Raw genomic sequence first — 15,895 nt, forward strand, 5'->3', positions numbered from 1 at the left:
CGGCAGTCACAGCAGACCGCCGCCCAGTACGTTGCCCGCCAGTCCGATCACCACGGGGATGATCCCCAGACAGATGAAGGCAGGCAGAAAGCACAACCCCAACGGCCCACTGATCAGCACACCCGCACGCTCGGCCGCAGCAGCCGATGCATCTTCGGCGCGAGTTCGTTGGGTCGCAGCGAGTTCCGTCATCGCCGACGCCATGGACGACCCGGCTCGGGCCGATCGCCGTGCCATCCTCGCCAGAGCCTCGGTCTCGGGATCTTGCGCGACGGCATCCCACGCGGTCGCGGCATCGGCACCGAGCTCGAGCAGGTCCGCGGCCTTGCGGAGCGCGACACCGAACGAGATCGGTGCGGAATGCGCTGCTGCCGCAGCGGCGGTCGATACGGGCAGCCCCGAACGCAGACACGCGGCGAGCAGGTCGAAGGTCGTCGCCACCGCGAGCGGGTCGGGTGCCGGCGCATCAACGGCGTCGGCGTCCTCCCGCCCCTCGGGCACCAGCCTGTGCAACCCGCCGGCGACCGAGGGCAACACCATCAATGCCGTTGCCACACAGAGCACCGTCATCCACATCACGTCGTCACCTTGCTGGTGATCGCGTCGGTCCACAGCAGTCCCGCGCAGCCAAGCGCCGTGCCGATGAGCAGCAGCATTCCGCCGAGCCCACCGCCGAGCAGAATGCGCAGTGGATCGGCTCCCATCAGCTGGCCGAGGGCGACTCCGAGGATCGGTAGACCGGCCAGCACCAGCGCGGTGGCACGGGCGCCCGCGAGCGATGCATCGGTTCGTTCGCGAAACCGTCTGCGCCCCAGCATGTCCTCGCGGACAGCGCCGAGTAGTTCGGCGAGAGCGAGTCCGTGCTCATCGGCTACCCGCCACGCTGCGGCCAATCGCGCCAGCTCCGCGTCCAGCAACGGATCGGACGCAGCGATGCCGTCGGCAGCCCTGCCGCCCAGTCGGGCCCGCGATGCTGCACCTCGCAGCGCGGACGACGCGATGCCGCCACACTCGTCCGCCGCAGCTGCGCTGGCTGTGGCCGGATGGGACCCGACGCGGAGCTCTCCGATCACCACCTCGATTCCGGTTGCGAGCCAGTTCAACTCGTCGGCGCGCCGGTCGCGTTCGAGTCGCCGACGATAGCGCCGCCATCCGGTACTGCCCGCCACCGCTGCTGCGCTCACCGCCCAGATTCCGCCGAACCACCACACCGCCCCTGCCGCAACCAGAGCGCAGCACGCCGGCACCAGCCATCGGGGTGTGCTCGACGCCGTTCGCACTTCGCTGGGTAGCCGACGGAAGCTGCTCGGCCACAGAGCAACTGCCACAGCAAGGACCATCACCGCGGCCGTCATCGGGCGTCACCGCATCGGCGGTCGAGCAGCTCGTGGAGCCTACCTTGACCCGGCGTCGGTTCGCCATCCACCGACCAGGCCGCTGCGATGTGCACTCGCCCGGTGGGATCGACGTCGACCACCCCGATCTCACGGAGGCGTCGAGTACCGTCGGCGCTGCGGTGGACGTGCAGCACCACCTGAACCGCCGCGGCGAGTTGGCTGTGCAGCGCGTCTCGCCCCATTCCGCCCAGTGCTGCAAGAGCTTCGAGCCGGGCGGGCACCTCGGCCGGGGAGTTCGCGTGAATGGTTCCGGCTCCACCGTCGTGACCTGTGTTGAGCGCCGTCATCAGGTCGATCACCTCCGCCCCGCGCACCTCACCGACAACGAGGCGATCAGGCCGCATTCGCAGCGCCTGACGCACCAGCTGCCGCACCGACACCTCCCCAACGCCTTCGACATTGGGTGCGCGGGCCACGAGACGAACCACGTGCGGATGCGCCGGTGCCAACTCGGCCGCGTCCTCGACACAGACGATCCGTTCGGAAGGATCGACGTCGCCCAGCAGCGCGGCAAGAAGGGTCGTCTTCCCTGCGCCGGTTCCGCCGACGACCAAGAAGGCCAAGCGGCCGAACACGATTCGACGCAGCAGCTCGTACCCGTCTGCGGTCACGGCTCCCGATGCACGCAGCGCGGCGAGTCCCTGCGTCGCGGGTCGCAGCACCCGCAGCGACACACACGTTCCCCCGCTCGCCACCGGTGCCAGCACGGCGTGCAGCCGGACGCCGAACGCTCCCTGCCCGACGCCCGGCAGTCGTCCGTCGACCCAGGGCTGCGCGTCGTCGAGTCGACGGCCAGCGGAGAGGGCGAGCCGTTGCGCGAGCCGCCGAACGGCAGCCTCGTCGACGAAACGAACTCCGGTGCGCTCGAGTCCGCGCCCACGATCGATCCACACCTGATCCGGTGCGGTGACCAGTACATCGGTCACTCCCGGCTCGGACAGCAGTGGCTCCAATGGCCCCGCGCCGGTCAGCTCGGTTTGCAGAACGCGAAGGGCTGCAAGCATATCGGTGTCGCCGATGACTCCACCTGCTTCCGCTCGGATGGCCGCGGCGACGGTGGCTGGAACCGGAGCGTCGGCCGAGGCCGCCAAGCGATCACGGACGCGGTCGAGTAGATCCGCGGTGACGACGGCGCTCATGCTGCCCACCGCTGGCCACCGGGCTTGTGCGCGAACGTATCGAGCACAGCGTTGGCTGCTGCGGCCAGCGGTGAACGTCGGCCCAGCACCAGACCACCTCGTTCGAGGCGCTCGGCCAACCCGGGCTCGGCGCGCATCGACGTCAACAGCGGAAGCCCGAGGGCGAGAGCGATGTCGTCGGCCCTCAGCCCACCCGGCGCGGGCCCACGAACGACCAGGCCGACGTTGGCATTTCGATCCACCACATGCCCAGCCACCGCCTCGGCCGACGTCACGGCTCGTAGTTCGGCCGGAAGTACCAGCGTGACGAGGTCAGCCGCGGCATACAGAGCGTCGGAGACGTCGCTGGGATGACGGGGAGCGTCGCACACCACCAGATCACCCGCTGCGCGTCCTGCATCGAGCACAGCCGCCACTGCGACGGCGGAGAGTCCGACGCTCCGGTCGTCGGATCGGCCCAGTGCCAGCACCGACAATCCGCCACGGGACGGCAGCGCCCCGTGCAGAGCGTCGCCGGAGACTCGGCCACCTTCGACGACCAAGCCGGACCACCGCAGACCTGAAGCACTCTCCCAGCCGAGCAACAGGTCCAGGCCGCTGCCGTACCGGTCCCCCTCGACGAGGAGTGCACGTCGACCCGAGCGGCCGCTGCAGAGTCCGAGTGCGGCGGCGAACGTGGATGCGCCCGCGCCACCGCGAGCGCCGACCACAGCGATCACGCCACCGTCTCCCGACGGTGCCGACGCGGGTTCGCCGAGTATGCGCACGAGTGCGTCCTCGTCCCACGGCAGGGAGATCACAGGCTCGGCACCGAGCGATGTGGCGATTCGCCAGTCGTCGAGTGTCGGCGGTGCATCCGTGACCAAAATGACGCCCGAGCGTCGCTGAAATCCAGTCGACAGGGCCGTCTCCGCGGACGCGAAATCGAGCAGAATAGTTCCGGCGCGGTCCCACATCGAACGTGTCGAACCGATACCGACCAGTAAGTTCTGCTCTTCCACAACACAATCCGCGGCTGCGGCGATTCGATAGACGTCCTCGCGGAGACCGCGAAGTTCGATCGACATCGTCACTGCCGGGTGCGCGATTCGCTGCCGTGAGTCCGTTTCCATGCGCCAAGCGTGCGTGAGAATCTGCTCGAGATGAGCGCGACTTGGGGAAATGTGGATAGATTCGGGCCTGTGGATGAATAACGGTACTTCTGTACCAGTTTTCGACCTACCCCGGAAAAGAGGACGACCCTCGCCAGGGGGGGAGGAGGCGAGGGTCGTCTGGTTCAGCCCCGGGGGGTCGGGCTGAACACCGCCCGGAATGAACCGGGCTCGTAGAAAATACTACACCCGTGGACGTCCTTGTTTGCAAGTTCAACCGTCGCTTTTTCTCGACCGCGTCGGACCGAGTCCGCCAGTGTCACCGCGCAACATCCACCGGTCACCACCGGCCACTATGGTGACAAACGTGACCCAGAGCGCGAGCAACGACGACGCCCCGGCCGGCCGACGCGCAGCGCGCGTCGCGGCATTCTTCGACCTCGACAAGACGATCATCGCGAAGTCCAGCACGTTGGCATTCAGCAAGCCGTTCTTCGACCAAGGACTCATCAACCGGCGCGCCGTTCTCAAGAGCAGCTACGCGCAGTTCCTGTTCCTGCTCTCCGGAGCCGATCACGACCAGATGGAGCGCATGCGCGCGCACATAGCGAGCATGACCGCAGGCTGGGACGTCGAACAGGTGCGAGCGGTCGTCGCCGAAACGCTGCACGACATCGTCGACCCCCTCGTGTTCGCCGAAGCCGCCGATCTCATCGCCGACCACAAGCTCCGCGGACACGACGTCGTGATCGTGTCGGCGTCCGGTGACGAGATCGTGCACCCCATCGCAGAATTACTGGGTGCCGATCACAGCATGGCCACCACGATGGTGACCGTGGAGGGCAAGTACATCGGCGAGGTCGATTTCTACTGCTACGGCGAGGGCAAGGTCGACGCCATGAACTCTTTGGCCGCGCAACACGATTACGACTTGGCGTCGAGCTACGCATACTCGGACTCGATCACCGATGTGCCGATGCTGCGCGCCGTCGGCCATCCCACGGCCGTCAACCCCGATCGCGCGCTGCGCAAGGAAGCGGCCTCCCGCGGCTGGCCGATTCTCACCTTCTCCAACCCGGTCTCGTTGCGATCACGAATCCAGACCCCGTCCGGCAAGACCGTAGCGGCAAGTGCCGCAGCAGGTTTCAGCGCCCTTGCGGCCGGCGCAATCACCTACGGACTGCTCCGAAGAAAAAGATGACGCTCAACCCCTTGATGTGAGGAGCGTCACGGGGTACAAATGACGTACGGAAGAACGGAAGGCCAAGGACGAATCGGAAGAGAAGATTCGCTCTCCCGACCGGGATTCCCAGCACGGACACCGGCACCCACGCGGAGCTTGCCACCTAATGGCAGAAGCGCTGTGGGCCTGCGACATTCGCCAGTGATCAGCAAGAACCCTGCACCGGTTGCAGGGATGACCTCATCACCGCCGAATTCTCGCCGAGGCCACGTGGTAGTCCATCACAGCCCACCTGTGCACGCTTGGTAACCAGGCGCTCCGTGCTAACGGGCGGCGACGTCGACGCAAGTCGGCATCGCCGCCCTTTTATGTGCTCGCTACTGCAGGCTCCGCTCGCGGCCCTTTTATGTGCTCACATCATCTACTGAGCAGCTTCGGCAATCGAAGTCGCTTCTGCCGCACCGGCTTCGAATGCTCCGCAGCACAGGATCACCCAACTCCCGACGCCGGTTGCCGTACCCTCGGCGAATCCCGTCGCGCCGTCTCGGTAGGCATTTGCCCGACGCATCCAGCTCACCTCCGGCACTCCGAGGTTGTGGGGATCGAATCCCGACGACGCCGCCACCAGTCGCGATGCAGCCCGCGCAACGATGCCGTCGGCCGATCCGAAAGCTTTGAGCGTCAACAGTTCACCGTGGACCACCGCCGCGATCACCGGGGCCGGTGCGGACGTTCCACCGGTCACCAACTGAGCGAGCAGGTCGAGTCGCTCGCCTACACCGGCATCGCTGCGGGGCCGGCCGAGCTCGGAGGCGTCGTCGACGAGGTCGGCGGCGGCCAACAGGTGCAGTCGTGCGAGGGTCTGCAGCGGTGCGCGCTTCCACGTCGAGAGCGTGTTCTGCAGCGCGTCGCCGTCGAGGGCGGCCGCGACTCGCAGCGCACCCGCAAGAATGGGGTCGCCTTCCTCGCCCTCGCGGGGGAAGTCCATCGAACCGCCCTCGAGAGTCGACGACGAGCGGGCCGCACGCACCGCGGCCTCGGCGGCGGTGGCCGGCCAGCCTCGACGGTTGGCCTTGTGCCGATGCACCGCGCCCAGAGCGTCGCGCGCACGTTCGGCGGAGTCGAGAACTCCGGGCAGTTCCAGCAGCGGGGCGAGGGGGTCCGTCACGACAGACGACGGTACCCCCTCCCCTTACCCCCTACTTCGCCCCTGCCGCCAACAGCTCGGCGCGGGCCTGCCGACGCTTGGCCTGTTCGGCCGGGTCGGGCACCGGGACTGCCGCGAGCAACCGCTTGGTGTACTCGTTGGTCGGACGACGCAGAATCTGATCCGTCGTACCGAACTCGGCCAACTTGCCCTTGTTCAACACCGCGATGCGCTTGGCCAACACCTCCACGACAGCGAGGTCGTGACTGATGAACAGGCATGCGAACCCGTACTCACGCTGGAGTTCCTTGAACAGCTCGAGCACCTTGGCCTGCACCGACACGTCGAGTGCTGACGTCGGCTCGTCGGCAACCAGCAGCGTCGGCTCCAGCGCCAATGCCCGAGCGATACCGACACGCTGACGCTGCCCACCGGACAACTGGTGGGGGTAGCGGTTGCGCATGGTCCGCGACAGGTGGACGCGGTCGAGCAGTTCCTCCACCTTGCGATTTCGGTCTGCAGCACTGTGCTCGGTGTGCAACAGCATCGGCTCGGCAATCGACTGTCCGATCGGCCAGCGCGGGTTCAGCGACGAACCCGGATCCTGGAACACGATGCCGACCTTGCTCCGCACCGAACGCAGTTCACGATTCGACAGGTTGGTGATATCTACCCCCGCGATCGACAACGAGCCGCCGGTGAGTTTGTTCAGCCCCACCACGGCCTTGCCGATCGTGGACTTGCCCGAGCCGGACTCACCGACGAGGCCGACCACCTCACCCATCTCGATATCGAGGCTGACCCCGTCGACGGCCCGGAACACGGTGCGGCCCGGGTACTCGATGACGCCGTCGACGATGCTCAGTGCCCGGGTCTCCTCGACGGCACTGGGCTCGGCGATCTTCCCCGCGGTCACGGCCTCGATGCTGCTACCCAGGTGCGGAACCGAGGCGAGCAACTGCTGCGTGTACGGATGCGACGCATTCTTGAATATTGTTCGCGCAGCGTCTGTTTCGACGATGACGCCGTCCTTCATCACCGCGATGCGGTCGGCCATGTCTGCCACCACACCCATGTCGTGGGTGATCAACACGATGGAGGCGTCGATGCGATTTCGCAGGTCACGCATCAGGTCCAGAATCTCGGCCTGCACCGTGACGTCCAACGCCGTGGTGGGCTCGTCCGCGATCAGCAACGACGGATCCGAGGACAGCGCCTGGGCGATCATGGCGCGCTGACGCTGACCACCGGAGAGCTGGTGCGGGTAGAAGTTGACCCGCGTCTCCGGATCCGGCATCTCGACGAGCTTCAGGAGCTCGACGGCCCGCGCCTTCGCTTCCTTCTTCGACAGCGAGGTGTGCGCCCGGATGGCCTCGGTGATCTGCCAGCCGATCGAGTACACCGGGTTGAGCGCCGTCATGGGCTCCTGGAAAATCACCGCGACGTTCTTGCCGCGAATGGGTGCGAGCTGCTTCTCGGGCAGCCCGACCAGTTCCTTTTCACCCAGCTTGATGCTGCCCGATACCCGCGAATTATCGGCCAGCAGACCCGGGACGGCCATGGCCGTCGTCGACTTACCGGATCCGGATTCACCGACGATGGCCAGCACCTCGCCGGAGGCGACCGTGAACGAGACGGTGTCGACCGCCTTGCGCCAGACCTTCTCGACCTCGAACTCGACCGTCAGATCGGTGACGCTCAGAACCGTGTCCTTCTGAATACTCATGTCAGTTCCGTTTCGGATCGAGTGCGTCACGGAGTGCGTCGCCGAGCATGATGAACGCGAGCACCGTGACGGAGAGGAACGCGGCCGGGAACAGCACCAGGTGCGGTGACGTGAGGAACCTGGCCTGACCGAGGTTGATCTGTAGGCCCCAGGAGATCTCGGGGGCTTGCAATCCGATTCCGAGGAACGTCAGCGTCGCCTCGGCCGCGATGAACGTACCCACCGAGATGGTGGCGTAGATGATCACCGGAGCCAGCGCGTTGGGCAGGATGTGCCGCACCAGAATGCGGTAGGTCGACGCTCCCAATGCCTGTGCCGCCTGGACGTATTCACTGTTCTTGATCGAGATCACCGACGATCGCACCAGGCGCATCGCCGTCATCCAACCGAAGGCCACCAGGGCCAACGACACGGTGAAGATGGTGCGCTGGGCGGTGACGGTGAGCAGGATCAGAGCACCGAGCAGCAGCGGAATCCCGAAGAACACGTCGGTGAAGCGCGCCAGGATGCTGTCGATCGCACCGCCGAAGTACCCGGCGAGAGCACCGATCAGAACGCCGATGATCAGCACGCCGATCACCGAGAGCACACCGATGGACAGCGAGATGCGCGCACCGTAGATGACGTTGGCGTAGTAGTCGCAGCCCTGGATGTCGGTGCCGAACCAGTGTGCTGCACTGGGTTTTTGACCGGAATTCGACAGCGAGCACACTCGCGGGTCGATGCCGCGGGCGAACAGTTGCGGGAACACCGCCATCACCAACAGCACCAGCAGCAGGAACGTGCCGATGATGAAGAACGGGCTCTTCCGCAAGAACTTCCACGCGTTGCCCCACAGGCTGGCCTGACCGACCAACTCGATTGCCTCGCCGGTGACGACGTTTCCGGGCTGGCCCTCGTCCGCGACGTGCTGAGCTGCGCTCGAATCTTCTTTATTCATAGCGAATCCTTGGATCGAGAACCGCGTAGAGAACGTCCACCACGAGGTTGAAGAAGATGTAGAAGAACACGAAGAGCGTCACGATGCCGACGACGACGGCACCTTCCTGACGCGCAAGGCCGTCGTAGATCGCGCGGCCGAGACCGGGCAGGTTGAACACCGTTTCGGTCACGATGGCACCGCCCAGCAGCCCGCCGACGTCGGCACCGATGAAGGTGACAACCGGAATCAGCGAGTTGCGCAACGCATGCCGAACGATGATGCGTCGGTTGCTGATTCCCTTCGACTTCGCGGTGCGGATGTAGTCCGCGGCCATCGATTCGGCCACCGAGGTGCGCGTCAGACGAGCCACGTACGCCATCGACAGCGATGCGAGCACCAATCCGGGAAGCAGGTAGCTCGACCAGCCGTCGTTGATGCCGGAGATCGGGAAGAGCCCCAACTTGAGACCGAGGGTGAACTGGGCGATGAAGCCGAGAACGAACACCGGCACCGACACCAGCAGCGTCGTCGAGATGAGCACCAGGTTGTCGAAGAAGGATCCGCGCTTGAGGGCGGCGAGCACGCCTGCGGCGATGCCCATGATGGTCTCGATGACGACGGCCACGATGGTCAATCGGACCGTGACCGGAAGTGCCCGCTCGATGGTGTCGAGGACGGGGCGTCCGGAGAAGTCGGTACCGAAGTCGCCCTGGAAGAAGCCGCCGATGTACTTGAAGTACTGCACGAAGAGGTTGTCGTCGAGGTTGAAGTCTTCTCGCAACTGGGCGACGACGCCGGGGGCGAGGGGGCGATCTCCAGCGAGGGCGCGAATGGGATCACCCGGCAGCGCGTAGACCATCGCGAAGATCAAGAACGAGGAGCCGATCAGGACGGGAATCGTCAGCAGTAATCGGCGAGTGATGTAGCGACCCACTGTGTGTCTTCTCCTTGAACAAGGGACGAACCTGCGCCTCGGGTCTTGCCGGCGCAGGTCGGTGTGGGACGGATCCGACCCACGATTGAACGAGACCCGGTGGGTGACAACCGATCACGCATGGCTGCCACCCACCTGGGCGCGTCGTCAGCTGACTACGACGTCCTCGAGGATGATGTTGCCTCGGTTGTCGATCTTGACGTCGGAGACGCGGTCGGACCACACGGCCTGGTTCAGGCCGTAGAACAGCGGGGTCGCGGGCATCTGGTCGATCAGGATGTCCTCGGCGCGCTGGTAGTCCTCAGTGGCACCGTCGATGTCCTCCGCGTTGTTTCCTTCTACCAGAGCGGCGTCGAAGGCCGGGTCGTTGAAGAAGGTCGCGTTGCTACCGGCCGGCGGCAATGCCGACGCCGAGTACAGCGGGGACAGGAAGTTGTAGATCGACGGGTAGTCCATGATCCAGCCCGAGCGGAACGGACCGGTCATGCCCTGAGCGTCCTGCAGCGGCAGGTACTGCGCGAACTGCAGATCGCCGCGCAGCGCGTAGTCGACACCCAGGTTCTCGCGAATCTGGTTGCCCACGGCCGTCATCCACGAATCGTGGCCTGCACCGGCGTTGAACCACAGGTCCACCGGCTGGCTTCGATCGAAACCGGCCTCGTCGAGCAGGCGGTTGGCCTCGTCCGGGTTGAGCTCGCAGTTGGCTCCACAAGCGTCCTCGCGGTAGCCCTCGACCACGGGAGAGGCGAAAGAGTCTGCCGGAGTACGGGTGTCGGTGAAGATCGCGGTCGCGATGGCCTGGCGATCGATGGCCATCGAGAATGCCTTGCGCACGTTCGGGTCCTGGAAGCGCGGATCGTACGTCGGGAAGCCGAGCGAGGTGATGTCCGGGCGAGCGCGCTCGCCGTACCGGTCACCGAACGTATCGCGAGCGGTGGCCCACGCATCCTCGGGGAGGTCGAGCATGACGTCGAGCGCGCCGCCCTGAACGTCGTTGTAGCCGGTGCTCACCTCGGTGTAGACCTTGAAGTTGACGCCTGCGGACTGGGCGGGGTTGTCGCCTGCGTAATCGTCGTACTTGGTGACGGTGAATCCCTGTCCGGGAACGAAGTCCTCGTCGGCCTTGAACGGGCCGTTACCGATCGGGCGAGCGCCGAAGGCGTCGGGGTCGGCATAGAACGCCTCGGGCAGCGGGTCGAATGCGGTGTAGCCGAGCGTCAGCGGGAAGATGGCGAACGGTCCGGTGAGCTGGACGGTGAAGGTCGTGTCGTCGACGACGTTCAGGCCACTCAGTTCGGTCGCGGTGGGCTCGGCGGTCTCGCTGCCCTGCAGATCTGCGTAGCCTTCGATGTTCTCGAAGAAGTAGGACGCACCGAATGCGTTGGTGCTCAACGCGTTGTAGCTCCACGCCTTGGTGTAGGACTCGGCCGTGACAGGGGTGCCGTCGTGGAACGTCCAGCCGTCCTTGAGCTTGACGGTCCAGGTGGTGTTGTCCTCGGATTCGACGGACTCGGCAACGCCGTTGTACTCGACGCTGTTGTCCTCGTCGTTGAACGTGACCAGCGGAGTGAAGAGGGCCTCGAGGACCTGGCTGCCTTCGCTCTCGGTGGTGTTACCGGGAACCAGCGGGTTCTCCGGCTCGGCGATGTAGATGCTGTAGATCCCGTCTCCACTGCCACCGGAGCTCGAGCCTCCGCCACCACAGGCGGCGAGCAGGCTCGCACTCATCAGCACAGCCGTGGTGACGACCGCGGCACGTTTGATACGCAAGAAAATCCTCCATCCAGATGTGAACACGGGGTCATCCGTGTTCAGTTCCTCGGGCGCGACGCCCGGGGATTCGTGGGCGACCGCATGGCACGGCAGGTGGGCCGTTCCAACGATCTGATGGGATGGACTTTAGACACATCCTGAAACGAACATGTGAACTCCCCCAGATTTTGCTGACCCGTGAGTAAGCCGGAAACATGATCGAAACGTTTCGGCAAGTCGATTTCTCACAGTTCGGACATCCCCGTCTTCACGGGTGCACGCCGACGGCCCCGATTACCGCCCAGCGTGCAGAAACTACCGATCACCGCAGATCAGGGGGTTGCAGGCGATTGCAACGGTGCGATTGCCATCACATGTGACTACCCTCACAAGGGGCTCGAGACCGGCACGGAAGTGCAGTTTCATGAGCGAAATGCACCGGACGAAAGTGAGCTATTCGAGATGACGACCAGTACCTCCGGAACCGACGAGACCGCGGTTGCCTCCTACGCACCCTCGGCCGAGTTCTCGGCTGCGGCGAACGCCGGAGCCGAGCTCTACGCCGCCGCCGAAGAGGATCGACTCGGCTTCTGGGCCGAACAGGCTCGCCGACTCCACTGGCACACCCCGTTCACCGAAGTACTCGACTGGTCCGACGCCCCCGTCGCCAAGTGGTTCGCCGACGGCGAGCTCAACGTCGCCTACAACTGCGTCGACCGCCACGTCATCGACGGACACGGCGACCAGGTGGCAATCCACTGGGAAGGCGAGCCCGGCGACAGCCGCGACGTCACCTACTCCGATCTGCTCGCCGACGTCAGCCAGGCCGCCAACACCCTGACCGAACTCGGCCTCGTCTCCGGCGACCGCGTCGCGATCTACATGCCCATGATCCCCGAGGCCATCGTCTCGATGCTCGCGTGCGCTCGCCTCGGCCTGACCCACTCGGTCGTCTTCGCCGGCTTCTCCGCCACCGCACTGCGCTCACGCATCGACGACGCCGAAGCCAAGCTCGTCATCACCACCGACGGCCAGTGGCGACGCGGCAAGCCCGCACCCATCAAGGACACCGTCGACGAGGCCGTCGACGGCGCAGCTTCGATCGAACACGTGCTCGTCGTCAAGCGCACCGACTCCGACGTCGCGTGGACCGAGGGACGCGACCTCTGGTGGCACGAGACCGTGGCGAAGGCGTCGAAAGAGCATGAGGCACAGCCGTTCCCGGCTGAGCACCCGCTCTTCATCTTGTACACCTCAGGTACGACGGGTAAGCCCAAGGGCATCATCCACACCTCCGGCGGCTACCTGACGCAGACCTCGTACACCCACCACAACGTCTTCGACCACAAGGCCGGTACGGACGTCTACTGGTGCACCGCCGACATCGGCTGGGTCACCGGGCACTCCTACATCGTCTACGGCCCGCTCTCGAATCGCGCAACGCAGGTCGTCTACGAGGGCACCCCCAATTCGCCCGACGAGCACCGGCATTGGAACGTCATCGAGAAGTACAAGGTCTCGATCTACTACACCTCCCCCACCCTCGTTCGCACGTTCATGAAGTGGGGCAAGGACATTCCGGAGGCGCACGATCTGACCTCGATCCGTCTGCTCGGCTCCGTCGGCGAGCCGATCAACCCCGAGGCGTGGCGCTGGTTCCGCGACGTCGTCGGCGGCGGAACCGCCCCGATCGTCGACACGTGGTGGCAGACCGAGACCGGCGCGATCATGATCTCCCCGCTCCCCGGCGTCACCGCCACCAAGCCCGGCTCCGCGATGGCCCCACTGCCCGGCATCTCCGCCAAGATCGTCGACGACGACGCCAAGCCCCTCGGCAACGGCGGCAACGGATACCTCGTCCTCGACGAGCCGTGGCCGTCGATGCTCCGCGGCATCTGGGGCGACATGGACCGCTACAAGGACACCTACTGGTCGCGTTACGCCGAAGAAGGCTGGTACTTCGCCGGTGACGGTGCCAAGTACGACGAGGACGGTGCCCTGTGGGTCCTCGGCCGCGTCGACGACGTCATGAACGTCTCCGGCCACCGCATCTCCACCTCCGAGGTGGAATCGGCACTGGTCACCCATCACAGTGTTGCCGAGGCCGCCGTCGTCGGTGCCGCCGACGACACCACCGGTCAGGGCATCGTCGCGTTCGTGATCCTGCGCGCAGGCGAGGAGAACACCGGCGACGCGTTGATCGCGGAACTCAAAGCGCAGGTCTCCAAGGAGATTTCGCCGATCGCCAAGCCACGCGAAATCTCCATCGTGCCCGAGCTACCGAAGACGCGATCCGGAAAGATCATGCGCCGCCTGCTCCGAGACGTGGCCGAGGGCCGCGAACTCGGCGACGTGTCCACCCTCGTCGACCCGAAGGTATTCGAGGCGATCAAGAAGGGCCGGTAGGCGCTTCGCGCATGTGCGCGGAAACTCGTAGTGGGCTACGAGGTTCCGTGCACATGCGGCGCAGCCGCTCACACGCTGTCGAGCGACTGATCTCGTGTTTCCTTCATGATGATCAACGAGATCAGCGTCAACGCTGCAGCGATGGCGAGGTACACGCCCACCCAGCCGACGCCGTAGCTGCTCACCAGCCAGGTCGCGATGAACGGTGCAACTGCGGCACCGAGGATCGACGCGGTGTTGTACGAGATTCCCGAGCCCGTGTAGCGCACGTTGGTCGGAAACAGTTCGGGCAGAACGGCACTCATCGGGCCGAAGGTCAGGCCCATGAGGCCGAGGCCGACGCACATGAACACCAGCATCTTGCCCGCCGAGGCGGACGCCGGATCTGCGAACCAGTGGAACGACAGACCGAACAGCACGATCGCCGAGGTGATGACGATGAGCGTGGGACGACGGCCGTACTTGTCGGCCAGCAGCCCGGCCACCGGAATCAGCGCCGCGAAGAACAGCACCGCGATGAGCTGCAGCTCCAGGAAGTCGGTGTACGAAATCGCCAGTTCGGGGCCGTTGACGTCGGAAACCTGGCCCGTTCCGTAGCTGACCACCCACGTGGTCATGATGTAGAACAGCGTGTAGGTGGCGAGCATGACGAACGTTCCGATGATCAGCTGACGCCAACTGGTCTTGAACACCTGCGCGAGCGGCGTCTTGACCTTCTGGCCGCGCTCGACGGCGAGCTTGAACACCGGCGTCTCCTCGAGCTTGAGCCGAACGTACAGGCCGATGATGACCATGACGGCGCTGAGCAGGAACGGAATTCGCCAGCCCCAGGTGAGGAACGCATGGTCGGTGCCGGAGTTGACCGAGTCGTAGCCCGTCGCGATGACGATGAGCAGGAAGATGCCGTTGGCGAAGAAGAACCCGATGGGTGCGCCCAGCTGCGGGTACATCGCCGCCCAGGCTCGCTTGCCCGGCTTGGCGGTTTCGGTGGCCAGCAACGCTGCACCGCTCCACTCGCCGCCGAGACCGACGCCCTGGGTGAAGCGCATGATCGCCAGCAGCGCCGGAGCCCACAGGCCAACCGCGGCGTACGTCGGCAACAGTCCGATCGCGAACGTCGCGACACCCATCGTGAGCAGGGACCCGACGAGGGTCGCCTTGCGGCCGATTCGATCGCCGAAGTGGCCGAACAGAATCGAACCGATGGGTCGCGCGACGAAGGCGAGGCCGAAGGTCGCGAACGACGCCAGCAGCGCGGTGGTGTCGTTGCCCGCGGGGAAGAACAGACGGGGGAAGACGAGCACTGCGGCGGTGGCATAGATGTAGAAGTCGAAGAACTCGATGGACGTGCCGACCATCGAGGCGATCACGATGCGTGACCGCGGCACCTGGGGTGCGGGAATTGCGCCGTCGGGGGCGACGGCGTGTGCTGAACTCACGAATGCTCCTGAAGGGGGAAGTTCCCTGCAAATTACCTGATGAACACCTGAGAATTTCACGCCCCGGGGCTGTTCGTTGCCGGTTCGTGCAACATTCTCGTGTTTGCCCGCGCGGACGCGGAGGTACCCGTCCACGACAGCCGGGCGTCGCTCGGCATACAGGAAACAGTTAATCTGCTACCTAGGCACTACTGTCGATACGATCTTCCGCACAACACCGAGCAGAGCGATTACAAGGGGTCGAGAGTTGAGCGTCAGCAATGACAAGGGATACGGAAACGGCGTCCCGAACACGATTTCGTCGATACCTCTGACCGATGTCGATGCCCGCACCCCTGGTAGCGCCAGCATCGGAAATCTCGTCAAGGACGCCACCACTCAGGTCTCGACGCTCGTGCGCGCCGAAGTCGCCCTCGCCAAGGCCGAGGTCACCGGCGAGGTCAAGAAGGGTCTGCAGGGCAGCGTCTTCTTCATCATCGCGTTGACGGTGTTGCTGTTCAGCTCCTTCTTCTTCTTCTTCTTCGCCGCGGAGCTGCTCGATGTGTGGCTCTACCGTTGGGCCGCCTTCCTCATCGTGTTCGTATTCATGGTGTTGGCCGCGGCGCTGTTCGGATTCCTGGGCTACCGCAGGGTCAAGAAGCTGCGCAAGCCCGAGAAGACCATCGACTCGCTCAAGCAGGCGTCGACGGTGCTGCCGAACCAGCACGATTCCATCCCCGGAGTTCCCGGCTACAAGAAGTAGTAGCCCGGCGAATCGAG

13 protein-coding genes are annotated in these 15,895 nt (G+C 65.1%); 3 read left to right on the forward strand and 10 right to left on the reverse strand.

The genetic code is table 11. The features are described 5' to 3' along the window. Nucleotides 1–6: 6 nt before the first annotated feature. Genes AB0366_RS07455 through ssd form a run of 4 tightly spaced genes read right to left on the reverse strand, consistent with a single transcriptional unit; the run spans nucleotide 7 to nucleotide 3,648 of the window. Complete coding sequence (locus AB0366_RS07455; protein WP_366243303.1) at nucleotides 7–579, reverse strand: type II secretion system F family protein; 573 nt, start codon at nucleotides 577–579, stop codon at nucleotides 7–9. Next, complete coding sequence (locus tag AB0366_RS07460) at nucleotides 576–1,355, reverse strand: type II secretion system F family protein (RefSeq protein WP_366243304.1); 780 nt, start codon at nucleotides 1,353–1,355, stop codon at nucleotides 576–578. Before AB0366_RS07460 ends, AB0366_RS07455 begins: the two co-directional genes overlap by 4 nt. Further along, nucleotides 1,352–2,536: a TadA family conjugal transfer-associated ATPase gene (locus AB0366_RS07465; RefSeq protein WP_366243305.1), complete on the reverse strand. Its 1,185-nt coding sequence runs from the start codon at nucleotides 2,534–2,536 to the stop codon at nucleotides 1,352–1,354. Before AB0366_RS07465 ends, AB0366_RS07460 begins: the two co-directional genes overlap by 4 nt. Further along, nucleotides 2,533–3,648, reverse strand: a complete 1,116-nt coding sequence (ssd, locus tag AB0366_RS07470; RefSeq protein ID WP_366243306.1) for a septum site-determining protein Ssd — start codon at nucleotides 3,646–3,648, stop codon at nucleotides 2,533–2,535. Before ssd ends, AB0366_RS07465 begins: the two co-directional genes overlap by 4 nt. A gap of 346 nt (nucleotides 3,649–3,994) precedes the next feature. Between ssd and AB0366_RS07475 the strand changes: the two genes are divergently transcribed. Further along, nucleotides 3,995–4,828, forward strand: a complete 834-nt coding sequence (locus AB0366_RS07475) for an HAD-IB family hydrolase (RefSeq protein ID WP_366243307.1) — start codon at nucleotides 3,995–3,997, stop codon at nucleotides 4,826–4,828. Between the two features lie 403 nt (nucleotides 4,829–5,231). On the opposite strand, the gene AB0366_RS07480 is transcribed toward AB0366_RS07475, so the two are convergent. The 5 genes from AB0366_RS07480 to AB0366_RS07500 form a co-directional block, all read right to left on the reverse strand. After that, nucleotides 5,232–5,978 carry an oxidoreductase gene (locus tag AB0366_RS07480; protein WP_366243308.1) on the reverse strand — a complete coding sequence of 249 codons (747 nt, stop codon included), beginning with the start codon at nucleotides 5,976–5,978 and terminating at the stop codon, nucleotides 5,232–5,234. Nucleotides 5,979–6,009: 31 nt separating this feature from the next. Next, nucleotides 6,010–7,683, reverse strand: coding sequence for an ABC transporter ATP-binding protein (locus AB0366_RS07485; RefSeq protein WP_366243309.1), 1,674 nt, complete (start codon nucleotides 7,681–7,683; stop codon nucleotides 6,010–6,012). Nucleotide 7,684: 1 nt separating this feature from the next. Next, complete coding sequence (locus tag AB0366_RS07490) at nucleotides 7,685–8,623, reverse strand: ABC transporter permease (protein ID WP_366243310.1); 939 nt, start codon at nucleotides 8,621–8,623, stop codon at nucleotides 7,685–7,687. Then, nucleotides 8,616–9,539, reverse strand: a complete 924-nt coding sequence (locus AB0366_RS07495; RefSeq protein WP_314145678.1) for an ABC transporter permease — start codon at nucleotides 9,537–9,539, stop codon at nucleotides 8,616–8,618. The genes AB0366_RS07490 and AB0366_RS07495 overlap by 8 nt, the downstream gene beginning before the upstream one ends. A gap of 147 nt (nucleotides 9,540–9,686) precedes the next feature. Further along, nucleotides 9,687–11,309, reverse strand: a complete 1,623-nt coding sequence (locus AB0366_RS07500) for an ABC transporter substrate-binding protein (protein WP_366243311.1) — start codon at nucleotides 11,307–11,309, stop codon at nucleotides 9,687–9,689. Between the two features lie 444 nt (nucleotides 11,310–11,753). On the opposite strand from AB0366_RS07500, the gene acs reads away from it, so the two are divergent. After that, nucleotides 11,754–13,697 carry an acetate--CoA ligase gene (gene acs / locus AB0366_RS07505; RefSeq protein ID WP_366243312.1) on the forward strand — a complete coding sequence of 648 codons (1,944 nt, stop codon included), beginning with the start codon at nucleotides 11,754–11,756 and terminating at the stop codon, nucleotides 13,695–13,697. A gap of 68 nt (nucleotides 13,698–13,765) precedes the next feature. On the opposite strand, the gene AB0366_RS07510 is transcribed toward acs, so the two are convergent. Beyond that, nucleotides 13,766–15,136 (reverse strand): MFS transporter, encoded by a 1,371-nt coding sequence (locus tag AB0366_RS07510; RefSeq protein ID WP_366243313.1) that lies wholly within the window; start codon nucleotides 15,134–15,136, stop codon nucleotides 13,766–13,768. Nucleotides 15,137–15,383: 247 nt separating this feature from the next. Between AB0366_RS07510 and AB0366_RS07515 the strand changes: the two genes are divergently transcribed. Then, nucleotides 15,384–15,878, forward strand: a complete 495-nt coding sequence (locus tag AB0366_RS07515) for a phage holin family protein (RefSeq protein ID WP_121872051.1) — start codon at nucleotides 15,384–15,386, stop codon at nucleotides 15,876–15,878. Nucleotides 15,879–15,895: the final 17 nt, after the last annotated feature.

It is taken from the genome of Rhodococcus sp. NPDC076796 (assembly GCF_040702765.1).
GTDB lineage: Bacteria > Actinomycetota > Actinomycetes > Mycobacteriales > Mycobacteriaceae > Rhodococcoides.

Excerpts from the sequence above, each read along its gene's own strand:
- AB0366_RS07485 (WP_366243309.1), bottom strand. The coding sequence starts at position 7,683 with ATGAGTATTCAGAAGGACACGGTTCTGAGCGTCACCGATCTGACGGTC.
- ssd (WP_366243306.1), bottom strand. The coding sequence starts at position 3,648 with ATGGAAACGGACTCACGGCAGCGAATCGCGCACCCGGCAGTGACGATG.
- AB0366_RS07460 (WP_366243304.1), bottom strand. The coding sequence starts at position 1,355 with ATGACGGCCGCGGTGATGGTCCTTGCTGTGGCAGTTGCTCTGTGGCCG.
- AB0366_RS07465 (WP_366243305.1), bottom strand. The coding sequence starts at position 2,536 with ATGAGCGCCGTCGTCACCGCGGATCTACTCGACCGCGTCCGTGATCGC.
- AB0366_RS07490 (WP_366243310.1), bottom strand. The coding sequence starts at position 8,623 with ATGAATAAAGAAGATTCGAGCGCAGCTCAGCACGTCGCGGACGAGGGC.
- acs (WP_366243312.1), top strand. The coding sequence starts at position 11,754 with ATGACGACCAGTACCTCCGGAACCGACGAGACCGCGGTTGCCTCCTAC.